The organism is Pseudomonas zanjanensis (assembly GCF_014268745.2).
Classification (GTDB): domain Bacteria; phylum Pseudomonadota; class Gammaproteobacteria; order Pseudomonadales; family Pseudomonadaceae; genus Aquipseudomonas; species Aquipseudomonas zanjanensis.
Genome location: NZ_JABWRB020000003.1, coordinates 390683 through 404174, shown reverse-complemented (window position 1 = coordinate 404174; position 13492 = coordinate 390683). Strand labels below are relative to the sequence as shown.

The 13492-nt window shown below is 61.4% G+C and carries 2 protein-coding genes; one reads left to right on the top strand and one right to left on the bottom strand.

Annotated elements, in window-relative coordinates; genetic code table 11:
* Nucleotides 1–3: 3 nt before the first annotated feature.
* On the bottom strand, nt 4–1353 hold the full coding sequence (locus tag HU715_RS21545) for a TolC family outer membrane protein (RefSeq protein ID WP_186709501.1): 1350 nt from the start codon (nt 1351–1353) through the stop codon (nt 4–6).
* Nucleotides 1354–1710: 357 nt separating this feature from the next.
* Between HU715_RS21545 and HU715_RS21540 the strand changes: the two genes are divergently transcribed.
* Complete coding sequence (locus HU715_RS21540) at nt 1711–13422, top strand: retention module-containing protein (RefSeq protein WP_217884351.1); 11712 nt, start codon at nt 1711–1713, stop codon at nt 13420–13422.
* Nucleotides 13423–13492 lie beyond the last annotated feature (70 nt).

Here is a 13492-nt window from a genome sequence, read left to right as displayed (position 1 = left end):
GACTCAATTCATCCCAGGCAACTGGACCTTGGGTTTCACGTCGTTCTGCACAACCGATGCCAACGGCGCGACCACACCCTGGCTTTTCAACAACTGGCCCATGGTTGCCTTGATCCGGTACTGGGTGAACAGCTGCACATTCTTGATTTCCGCCAGGCGACGGGAAGCGCTGAACAGCTCGTTTTCACTGTCGAGCAAGTCGAGCAGCGTGCGTTCGCCGAGGCTGAATTGTTTCTGGTAGGCGGTGCGCACGTTGGCACTGCGGTCTACGTATTGCTGGGCGACCGGCACCTGGGCGTTGGCGTTGTTCAAGGCGTTCCAGGCCAGGCCCAGTTCTTCGTTCAACTGGCGCAGCGCGTTGTTGCGGATGTCCAGGGCCTGGTTGGACAGGTACGACTTGGATTCCAGGTCGGCCTTGTTGCTGCCACCGGCATACAGGTTGAAACGCATGCGCAGCATGGCTTGCCATTCATTGTTGTGACCGTTCTGGCCGTCCAGGTCGTTGTCGGCGGTGCGACCCAACTCAGCATCGAAGCGTGGGTAGAAGCTCGATTTGGCGGCTTCATACTGTTGCTCGGCGGCAGCGATGTCGGCTTCGGCCGAACGCAGCACCGGGCTGTTTTCCAGCATCTGGGCGCGGGCTTCGGTCAGGTTGGCCGGCAGCAATGCCAGAAAATCGGCAGGACGCTCCAGTTGATCGGGCAGTTGACCAACGGCGCTGAGGTAGTTGGTCTCGGCATCGGCCAGGTTGGTTTGTTCGGTGATCAAGTTGTTGCGGGCCTGGGCCATGCGCGCTTCGGCCTGGTCCAGGTCTGCGCCGCTGCCCACGCCACGGGAAGTGCGCAGCTTGATCTGATCGAAGATGCGCTCGTGGCTCTTGAGGTTTTCCTCGGCCAGGCGCACGAACTCACGACGGGTCAGCACGTCCAGGTAAACCTGGGCCACTGTCAAACCGGTGCGCTCGGAGGCGTCCAGCAACGAATAGGCACGGGCATTGACGGTGGCTTGTTGACGCCCGACTTCGCTGGACGTCGCAAAACCGTCAAAAACCATTTGCGACAAGCGCAGGCTCGATTCGCTGCGGTTCAGGGTTTCCCAATGGTTATTACCGCCCGAACGGGTGGTGACACTGTCGGTGCCTTCGCGGCCATATCCGGCTGCAAGGTCCACTCTAGGCAGGTAGCCGCCCTTGGCCGCCTTGAGTTGGTAATCCGCCGCGAGACGACTGTTCACGCCGGCCTGGATTTCAGGATGGACATCCAAAGCCTGCTGCATGGCCTGCGGCAAGGTTTGTGCTTGTACGAAACTGGCGGCGAGGACGAAGGGTAAAGCCTTGAGCAGGTGCGAACGCATGGTTGGATTATTCCCAGAACTCTTGTCTTGAATCACAGCGAAACGTGGCGCTGCATCGGATGATGGCAACCGGAATGACCGTATGTCGGAAAGTTCAAAACAGGAGCTGGAACACGCGCTGAAAGAACAGGTCGCCGCTTAAATATCAATGTGACATTACGTTGGCAATTGTTTAGGATGGCCGGCAGAAGGTCAATAGTTTGGCACAAACAAAATAGCCGGCAAAAACAGCCAAAATATTGACAATGAAAAGCGTCAAATAACCTTACTTTGTACACATGAACGTCCAGACCGCTGCTGCCTAAAAGCCGCCGGGTCCATGGAAGTCTACTGAGCGTGGCACCCGGAGAGTCTTCAATGAGCAGTGTTATTGCCGTTGTCAAAAGCATTGTTGGTCAGGTTTTCGTCGTATCCCCAGAGGGCATTCGGCGCGTACTCATTGAAGGCGATCGCCTGAACGTAGGCGACCAGTTGGACACCGGCCCTGCCGGCGCCGTCACATTGGAGCTGGCCGATGGCCGCACCCTGGACCTGGGCCGCGACACCCAGTGGAGCGCCAATGCTCCGGACTCGTCCACTGACCTGGCACAAGCCACCGCCCAGGCCGCGCCGTCGGTAGAAGAACTGCAACAAGCCATCGCCGCGGGCGTCGACCCGACGACTGCCCTGGAAGCCACCGCCGCCGGCGCCACTGCCGCGGGTACGGGGGGCGCCGCCGGTGGCGGCCACAGCTTTGTGGTGCTGGATGCCACCGCCGGCAGCGTCGACCCTACCGTCGGTTTCCCAACCGAAGGCCTCGCTGCGGCGGCGGCCACCGATGACAACATCCTGGGTGGCGATACCACGGCCGATACGACCGCCAACGCCGTGCTCAATGCGACCATGACCCTGAGCGCCACGCCGACCCTGACCGAGGCCGGCGGCGTGCTGGTGTACACCGCGACCGTGACCCAGGCCCCGCAGACCAACCTGACCGTGACCTTGTCCAACGGCGCGGTCATCGTGATCCCGGCTGGCCAACTGACTGGCAGCGTCAACGTACCGCTGGCGCCGAACGACACGGTCTACAACGACCCAAGCCAGATCAGCGTGACCGTCACCGGCACCACCGGCGGCACCGGCATCGCCGTGACCGTGCCCACTACGCCGGCCGTGACTCAGATCACCGACACCGTCGACACCACCACCGTCACCCTGAGCGCGGGCAATACTGTCACCGAAGGCGGCCAGATTACCTACACCGCGACGCTGACCAACCCGGCCCAGACTCCGGTGACCGTGACCTTGAGTAATGGCTCGGTCATTACCATTGCTGCAGGCCAAACCACCGGCACTGTCAACGTTGATACGCCAGCCAATGACGTCTACAACAACGGCAGTACCGTCAGCACCACCATCACCGGCGCGACCGGTGGCAACTTCGAGAACCTGGTGCCGAGCACTGCGCCTGCGGTCACCACGATTACTGATTCGGCGGATACCACTGGCCTGACCTTGACCGCCAGCAACACCATCACCGAAGGCGGCCAGATTACCTACACCGCCACCCTGACCAACCCGGCCCAGACGCCGGTGACCGTGACCTTGAGCAATGGCTCGGTCATCACCATTGCTGCTGGACAGACGACCGGCACGGTTGCCGTGGATACCCCGGCCAACGACGTCTACAGCAACGGCAGCACTGTCAGCACCACCATTGCCGGTGCGACGGGTGGCAACTTCGAAAACCTGGTACCGAGCACCACGCCAGCGGTTACGACGATTACCGATTCGGTTGACACCACCGGCCTGACCTTGACCGCCAGCAACACCATCACCGAAGGCGGTGCGATTGTTTACACCGCCACCCTGACCAACCCGGCCCAGACCCCAGTGACCGTGACCTTGAGCAATGGCTCGGTCATTACCATTGCTGCTGGCCAGACGACCGGCAGCGTTAACGTCGAGACGCCAGCCAATGACGTCTACAACAACGGCAGCACGGTCAGCACCACGATTACCGGCGCAACCGGCGGTAACTTCGAGAACCTGGTACCGAGCACTGCGCCTGCGGTCACCACCATCACTGACTCGGCCGACACCACTGGCCTGACGCTGACGGCCAGCAACACCATCACCGAAGGCGGCCAGATTACCTACACCGCCACCCTGACCAACCCGGCCCAGACTCCGGTGACCGTGACCTTGAGCAATGGCTCGGTCATTACCATTGCTGCTGGCCAAACCACCGGCACTGTCAACGTTGATACGCCTGCCAATGACGTCTACAACAACGGCAGCACCGTCAGCACCACCATTACCGGTGCGACCGGTGGCAACTTTGAAAACCTGGTGCCGAGCACGGCGCCTGCGGTCACCACCATCACTGACTCGGCCGACACCACGGGCCTGACGCTGACGGCCAGCAATACCATCACCGAAGGTGGCCAGATCACCTACACCGCCACCTTGACCAACCCGGCCCAGACGCCGGTGACCGTGACCTTGAGCAATGGCTCGGTCATCACCATTGCTGCTGGACAGACGACCGGCACCGTCAACGTTGATACGCCTGCCAATGACGTCTACAACAACGGCAGCACCGTCACCACCACGATTACCGGTGCGACCGGTGGCAACTTTGAAAACCTGGTGCCGAGCACGGCGCCTGCGGTCACCACGATTACTGATTCGGCGGATACCACTGGCCTGACCTTGACCGCCAGCAACACCATCACCGAAGGCGGCCAGATCACCTACACCGCGACGCTGACCAACCCGGCCCAGACGCCGGTGACCGTGACCTTGAGCAACGGCGCGGTGATCAACATCGCTGCCGGCCAGACGACCGGGACCGTCAACGTCGAGACACCGGCTAATGACGTCTATAACAACGGCAGCACGGTCAGCACCACGATTACCGGCGCAACCGGCGGTAACTTCGAGAATCTGGTGCCGAGCACGTCACCTGCCGTTACTACGATCACCGATTCGGCCGATACAACCGGCCTGACGCTGAGCGCCAGCGAAACCATCACCGAAGGCGGCCAGATCACCTACACGGCGACGCTGAGCAACCCGGCCCAGACCCCGGTGACCGTGACCTTGAGCAACGGCGCGGTGATCAACATCGCTGCCGGTGCGACCACCGGCACCGTCGCCGTGGATACACCCGCCAACGACGTCTACAACAACGGCAGTACCGTCAGCACCACCATCACCGGCGCAACCGGCGGCAACTTCGAAAATCTTGTGCCGAGCACTGTGCCTGCGGTCACTACGATTACCGACTCGGTAGACACTACTACCGTGACGTTGACTGCTACACCAACCGTGAATGAAAACGGAACCATCACTTACACCGCGACCCTGACCGATGCCAATGGCAATCCGGTCACCGCGCAGAACGGTCCGGTGACGGTCACGCTCGACAGCGGCAAGACGATCACTATTGCAGCCGGCGCAAGTTCGGGGGCGTTGGATGTCGCGGTCGGAAACGACGTGTACCAAGGCCCAACTACCGTCACCGAATCGATTGCCTCGGCATCGGGCGGTAACCTCGAAGCCATTGCTCCAAACACCGCGCCAGTCAGCACTGTGGTCAGCGATGTCAACGACACCACTACCGTGACGTTGACCGCCACACCAACCGTGAACGAAAACGGCACCATCACTTACACCGCGACCCTGACCGGCGCCGACGGCAAACCCGTTACCGCACAAAACGGTCCGGTGACCGTGACGTTGGAAAGCGGCAAGACCATCACCATTGCAGCGGGCGCAAGCTCGGGTGCGTTGGATGTAGCCGTTGGCAACGATGTGTACCAAGGCCCAACCACCGTCACTGAGTCGATCAAAGATGCATCCGGCGGCAACCTCGAAGCCATCGCGCCTAACACCGCTCCGGTTAGCACCGTGGTCAGCGATGTCAACGACACCACCACCGTGACGTTGACCGCCACACCAACCGTGAACGAAAACGGCACGATCACCTATACCGCCACCCTGACCGGTGCCGACGGCAAACCCGTCACCGCGCAAAACGGTCCGGTCACAGTGACGTTGGAAAGCGGCAAGACCATCACCATCGCCGCCGGTGCAAGCTCGGGCACGCTCGATGTCGCTGTGGGTAACGACGTTTACCAAGGTCCGACCACCGTCACCGAATCGATTGACTCGGCATCGGGCGGTAACCTGGAAGCCATCGCGCCTAACACCGCGCCAGTCAGCACTGTCGTTAGCGATGTTGACGACACCACCACCGTGACGTTGACTGCTACGCCGACCGTGAACGAAAACGGCACCATCACCTACACCGCCACCCTGACCGGTGCAGACGGCAAACCCGTCACCGCACAAAACGGTCCGGTCACCGTGACGTTGGAAAGCGGCAAGACCATCACCATCGTTGCCGGCGCAAGCTCGGGCGAATTGGACGTGGCGGTCGGCAACGACGTGTACCAAGGTCCGACGACCGTCACTGAGTCAATCAAAGATGCATCCGGTGGCAACCTCGAAGCCATTGCCCCGAACACCGCGCCAGTCAGCACCGTGGTCAGCGATGTCAACGACACCACCACCGTGACGTTGACCGCCACACCAACCGTGAATGAAAACGGAACCATCACTTATACCGCCACCCTGACCGGTGCCGACGGCAAACCCGTCACCGCGCAAAACGGTCCGGTCACCGTGACGTTGGAAAGCGGTAAAACCATCACCATCGGCGCCGGTGCAAGTTCGGGTACGCTCGATGTCGCTGTGGGTAACGACGTTTATCAAGGTCCAACGACCGTCACCGAATCGATTGACTCGGCATCGGGCGGTAACCTGGAAGCCATCGCTCCAAACACCACGCCAGTCAGCACCGTGGTCAGCGATGTCAACGACACCACCACCGTGACGTTGACCGCCACACCAACCGTGAACGAAAACGGCACCATCACTTACACCGCGACCCTGACCGGCGCCGATGGCAAACCCGTCACCGCACAAAACGGTCCGGTCACCGTGACGCTGGAAAGCGGCAAAACCATCACCATTGCAGCGGGCGCTAGCTCGGGTGCGTTGGATGTCGCGGTTGGCAACGATGTGTACCAAGGCCCAACCACCGTCACCGAATCGATTGACTCGGCATCGGGCGGTAACCTGGAAGCCATCGCGCCAAACACCACGCCAGTTAGCACTGTGGTCAGCGATGTCAACGACACCACTACCGTGACGTTGACCGCCACACCAACCGTGAACGAAAACGGCACCATCACTTACACCGCCACCCTGACCGGTGCCGACGGCAAACCCGTCACCGCGCAAAACGGTCCGGTCACAGTGACGTTGGAAAGCGGCAAGACCATCACCATCGCCGCCGGCGCTAGCTCGGGTACGCTCGATATCGCTGTGGGTAACGACGTTTATCAAGGTCCAACGACCGTCACCGAATCGATTGACTCGGCATCAGGCGGTAACCTGGAAGCCATCGCTCCAAACACCACGCCAGTTAGCACCGTGGTCAGCGATGTCAACGACACCACCACCGTGACGTTGACCGCCACACCAACCGTGAACGAAAACGGCACCATCACTTACACCGCGACCCTGACCGGCGCCGATGGCAAGCCTGTTACTGCGCAAAACGGTCCGGTGACCGTGACGTTGGAAAGCGGCAAGACCATCACCATTGCAGCGGGCGCAAGCTCGGGTGCGTTGGATGTAGCCGTTGGCAACGATGTGTACCAAGGCCCAACCACCGTCACTGAGTCGATCAAAGATGCATCCGGCGGCAACCTCGAAGCCATCGCGCCTAACACCGCTCCGGTTAGCACCGTGGTCAGCGATGTCAACGACACCACCACCGTGACGTTGACCGCCACACCAACCGTGAACGAAAACGGCACGATCACCTATACCGCCACCCTGACCGGTGCCGACGGCAAACCCGTCACCGCGCAAAACGGTCCGGTCACAGTGACGTTGGAAAGCGGCAAGACCATCACCATCGCCGCCGGCGCAAGCTCAGGCGAATTGGACGTGGCGGTCGGCAACGACGTGTACCAAGGTCCGACGACCGTCACTGAGTCAATCAAAGATGCATCCGGTGGCAACCTCGAAGCCATTGCCCCGAACACCGCGCCAGTCAGCACCGTGGTCAGCGATGTCAACGACACCACCACCGTGACGTTGACCGCCACACCAACCGTGAACGAAAACGGCACCATCACTTACACCGCGACCCTGACCGGCGCCGATGGCAAACCCGTCACGGCGCAAAATGGTCCGGTCACCGTGACGCTGGAAAGCGGCAAAACCATCACCATTGCAGCGGGCGCTAGCTCGGGTGCGTTGGATGTCGCGGTTGGCAACGATGTGTACCAAGGCCCAACCACCGTCACCGAATCGATTGACTCGGCATCGGGCGGTAACCTGGAAGCCATCGCTCCAAACACCACGCCAGTTAGCACTGTGGTCAGCGATGTCAACGACACCACTACCGTGACGTTGACCGCCACACCAACCGTGAACGAAAACGGCACCATCACTTACACCGCCACCCTGACCGGTGCCGACGGCAAACCCGTCACCGCGCAAAACGGTCCGGTCACAGTGACGTTGGAAAGCGGCAAGACCATCACCATCGCCGCCGGCGCTAGCTCGGGTGCGTTGGATGTCGCTGTCGGAAACGACGTTTATCAAGGTCCGACCACCGTCACCGAAAGCATCAGTACCGCCACTGGCGGCAACCTCGAAGCTATCGCTCCGAACACGACTCCGGTCAGCACCGTGGTCAGTGATGTCGATGACACCACCACCGTGACGTTGACCGCCACACCAACCGTGAACGAAAACGGCACCATCACTTACACCGCGACCCTGACCGGCGCCGATGGCAAACCCGTCACGGCGCAAAATGGTCCGGTCACCGTGACGCTGGAAAGCGGCAAAACCATCACCATCGCCGCCGGTGCAAGCTCGGGCACGCTCGATGTCGCTGTGGGTAACGACGTTTACCAAGGTCCGACCACCGTCACCGAATCGATTGACTCGGCATCGGGCGGTAACCTGGAAGCCATCGCGCCTAACACCGCGCCAGTCAGCACTGTCGTTAGCGATGTTGACGACACCACCACCGTGACGTTGACCGCCACGCCGACCGTGAACGAAAACGGCACCATCACTTACACCGCCACCCTGACCGGTGCCGATGGCAAACCCGTCACCACGCAAAACGGTCCGGTCACCGTGACGTTGGAAAGCGGCAAGACCATCACCATCGCCGCCGGTGCAAGCTCGGGCACGCTCGATGTCGCTGTGGGTAACGACGTTTACCAAGGTCCGACCACCGTCACCGAATCGATTGACTCGGCATCGGGCGGTAACCTGGAAGCCATCGCTCCAAACACCACGCCAGTTAGCACTGTGGTTAGCGATGTCAACGACACCACCACCGTGACGTTGACCGCTACGCCGACCGTGAACGAAAACGGCACCATCACCTACACCGCCACCCTGACCGGTGCCGATGGCAAGCCTGTTACTGCGCAAAACGGTCCGGTCACCGTGACGTTGGAAAGCGGCAAGACCATCACCATCGCCGCCGGTGCAAGCTCGGGCACGCTCGATGTCGCTGTGGGTAACGACGTTTACCAAGGTCCGACCACCGTCACCGAATCGATTGCCTCGGCATCGGGCGGTAACCTGGAAGCCATCGCTCCAAACACCACGCCAGTTAGCACTGTGGTTAGCGATGTCAACGACACCACCACCGTGACGTTGACCGCCACACCAACCGTGAACGAAAACGGCACCATCACTTACACCGCCACCCTGACCGGTGCCGACGGCAAACCCGTCAACGCGCAAAACGGTCCGGTCACCGTGACGTTGGAAAGCGGCAAAACCATCACCATCGCAGCCGGCGCAAGTTCGGGCATCTTGGACGTGGCGGTCGGCAACGATGTGTACCAAGGCCCAACCACCGTCACCGAGTCGATCAAAGATGCATCCGGCGGCAACCTCGAAGCCATCGCTCCAAACACCGCGCCAGTCAGCACCGTGGTCAGCGACGTCAACGACACCACCACCGTGACGTTGACCGCCACACCGACTGTCAATGAAAACGGCACGATCACCTACACCGCCACCCTGACCGGCCCTGACGGCAAACCCGTCACCGCACAGAACGGTCCGGTGACAGTCACGCTCGACAGCGGCAAGACCATCACCATCGCCGCTGGCGCAAGCTCGGGCATCTTGGACGTAGCCGTTGGCAACGATGTCTACACCGGCGCGCCGTCCATCTCCGAGACGATCAAATCGGCCTCCGGCGGCAACCTCGAAGCCATCGCAGTCGATAAGACCGGCGCGTCGACGGCCGTGGGCGACACTGTCGACAACACCAGCGTCAGCATCACCGGCAGCACATCGGTCACCGAAGGCCAAGCAGCGACATACACCGTCAGCCTGACGAACCCGGCGCAAACCGAAGTGACGCTCAAGATCGTCTACAGCGGCACCGCCGCCGACGGCACGGACTTCACCGGTGTCTACACCGTGAAGATCCCGGCCAACGCCACCAGCGCGACCTTCAACGTGGCGACGCTGGATGACAAGATCACCGAAGGCACCGAAAACTTCGTGGTCAGGATCGACTCGGCCACCGGTGGCAACTTCGAGCACCTGGCGGTCAGCGGCACCAATGGCAGCGTCAGCACCTCGATCATCGACAACGATGCACCGCCGGTACTCGACCTGGACGCCAACAACTCCAGCGGCAAGACCGGTGCCGATTACCAGGTGACCTTTACCGAAGGCACCACCGGCCCGGGCGTGTCGATTGGCGACACCGACCTGAAGATCACCGACCCGGACAGCACCATGCTGACCGGCGCCACCATCGTGCTGACCAACCGTCAGCCTGGCGATCATCTGAACCTGGGCAATAGCGTCAACGGCATCAGCATCAACGCCAACAGCACCGACGGCAAAGTTGTCCTGACGCTGACAGGCAATGCAACGCTGGCCGACTACATGCAGCAGATCAAGAACATCAGCTTCATCAACAACAGCGAAGATCCGAGCACCGTACCGCGCGTCATCACTGTGACGGTGACCGACGGCACGAGTTATTCCAACACGGCGACCACCACCGTGAACGTGGTCGGGGTCAACGACGCACCCGTAGCCACCGGTGGCGCGGTGACCGGTACCGAAGACACTTCACTGGTCCTCGGCTGGTCGACGTTCGGCATCAGCGACGTGGACAGCGCCGCCGCCAGCCAAGGTGTGAAAATCACCGGGCTGCCGGGTGACGGCAAGTTGCAGTACCTGGACGGCGCAACCTGGAAGGACGTGGCCAACAACCAGACCTTCACCAAGGCGGACATCGACGCTGGCAAGCTGCGCTTCACCCCCGATGCCAACGAATCCGGTGCCAACGGCAACCCGGCCGGCGTGGGCAATCAAAAGGCCGACTACGCGCAAATCAGCTTCCAGCCAACCGACGGCCAGACGCTGGGCAATACCGGCACCGTGAAGATCGACATCACGCCGGTCGCCGACGCACCGAGCCTCAACGTGGCCGGCAACAACGTGACCTCCACCGGTTTGATCAAGGAAGTCTGGACCGGCCTGTCGGGCCTGGGCACCGATGGCAGCGGCGCGCCGTCCGGCACGCTCAAGTCGGTGATCGATGCCGCCAGCACGCCGAACAGCAGCACCAATGTGAGCAACGTTCAGAACGACGGCAACGTCAATCCGGGCACCGCGTCGAAAACTTCAGGGCTGATTTTCCTCGAGGCCGGCAAGACCTACACCTTCAGCGGCACGGGCGATGACAGCCTGCTGGTGACCATCGGTGGCAAGACCGCCGCGGCAACCACGTGGGGTGCGGGCGGTCAGTTGAACGGTTCGTTCACGCCGACCACCAGCGGCTACTACACCCTGGACATCTACCACCACAACCAGACCGGCCCGGGCAGCTACGACGTGAACCTGTCGGTCAACGGCAGCACGCCAGTGGACCTGAGCAATGCCGGCGTGCCGCTCTACACCGGTGTGACCGACCTGGCGAACGCGGGCGTGACCGTCTCCGACCTGCACGGCACCAACGGCGAAGGCTACTACGACGGCTTCAAGCTCAACGAAGGCGCCGAAGGCACCAGCGTGCACCTGTCGAAGATCACCACCGCCCTGACCGACACCGACGGTTCCGAAAGCCTGAGCGTGAAGATCGGTGGCATTCCGGAAGGCAGCGTACTGACCGACGGCGCCGGCCATACCGCGACCGTGGGCAGCAACGGCGAAGCCTCGGTCACCGGCTGGAACCTGGGCAGCCTCACCCTGACCCCACCGACCTACTACCACGGCCAGTTCAACCTGACCGTAACCTCGACGTCCACCGAAGCCCTTGGCGGCTCGGCGGTCAGCACGGCGCAGATTCCTGTCACCGTGTACCCGGCCACCTACAACGCGGTCACCGCCACGTCCGGCAGCGACAACGTCACCGGCACCGACGGCAACGACATCGTGGTCGCCGACATCGGTGGGCTGACCGTCGTGCCAGGGGTCAACTACAACATCGCCTTCATGGTCGACAGCTCCGGCAGCATGAGCGACTCGTCCGTCGCCGCCGCGAAGAACTCGTTGACCCAAGTGTTCAACACTCTCAAGCAGAGCCTGGGCAGCAACTCAGGGACTGTGAACATTTTCCTGGCGGACTTCGATAACCAGGTCAACAAAAACGTTGCGGTCAACCTCAACGATCCGAACGCGCTGACACTGCTCAAGAACGTGCTCGACTCGATGGTGTCCGGCGGCAATACCAACTATGAAGACGTGTTCAAGACCACCGCAAACTTCTTCAACAGCACCCAGGCCCTGAGCAATACCGGGGCGAAGAACCTGACGTATTTCATCACCGACGGTGAGCCAACGCGCTACCAGTCCGGCGAACAGCCGAACCCAGTGTTGTACGGCACCGTCAAGCTCGACGACGTCCTGAGCGCGGCCAACTACACCGTCGGCAAGTACTACACCCAGACGATCGACAGCACACACAAATTCATCATCGAAGAAAATGGGGACATGTACCTGTCCATCAAGAACGGCAAGAATTGGAACGAAAATTACGTCGGCACGGTGCATGCCGAGGGTAATGGCACGTTCGAGTTCTCCAACCAGGCCGGCGGCTGGTGGGGCGACTCCTCGGCAGCAGACGGCTCAACGGCCAGCTTCACGCTGCTCAAAGGTCTGAGTAGCGTTGAAGCCATCGGCCTGAACAACGGCGTCACCCTGTCCGATCTCGCCCCCTACGACTCGGATGGCAAGCCGCAAACCAACATCGACCCGAGCAACCTGGCCAACTCCATCATCGGCCACACCGAAGCGACCCTGCCGGGCGCCGATACGGTCAACGGAGGCGAAGGCAACGACATCCTGTTCGGCGACCTGGTGAGCTTCAATGGTGTTGCGGGTGAGGGCTACCAGGCCATCCAGGCCTTCGTCGCCAAACAGAGCGGCGTGGACGCCAGCAAGGTCAGCACCAGCAATGTGCACCAGTACATCACCGAGCACTACACCGCGTTCGATGTGTCCGGTGCCCACGATGGCAACGACACCCTGCTGGGCGGCGCCGGCAACGACATCATCTTCGGCCAGGGCGGCAACGACACGCTCAACGGTGGCAAGGGCAACGACATCCTGTTGGGTGGCACGGGTAACGACACTCTGATCGGCGGCCAGGGCAATGACACCCTGATCGGTGGCCTGGGGGGCGATACCTTTGTCTGGAAGTCCGGCGACACCGGCAATGATGTGATCAAGGACTTCAAGGTCGCCGACGGTGACCGGATTGACCTGCGGGACCTGTTGCAGGGCGAAACCGGCAGCACCATCGACCACTTCCTGAAAATCAGCACGGTCGATGGCGTGTCATCCCTGCAAGTCAGCACCACCGGCCAGTTCAATGCGGCCAACGGTGCGGCGACGCCGGACGTGACGATCAAGCTTGAGGGCAACAACTGGTCGAACATGAACCTGAACACGCTGATCGCCGGCAGCGACCCGACCATCAAGATCGATCACAACAACAGCTGAAGCTGACACCCGTGGCGAGGGAGCTTGCTCCCGCTGGGGCGCGGAGCGCCCCTGTTTTTTTAGGGCTGCT

Excerpts from the sequence above, each read along its gene's own strand:
- HU715_RS21540 (WP_217884351.1), top strand. The coding sequence starts at position 1,711 with ATGAGCAGTGTTATTGCCGTTGTCAAAAGCATTGTTGGTCAGGTTTTC.
- HU715_RS21545 (WP_186709501.1), bottom strand. The coding sequence starts at position 1,353 with ATGCGTTCGCACCTGCTCAAGGCTTTACCCTTCGTCCTCGCCGCCAGT.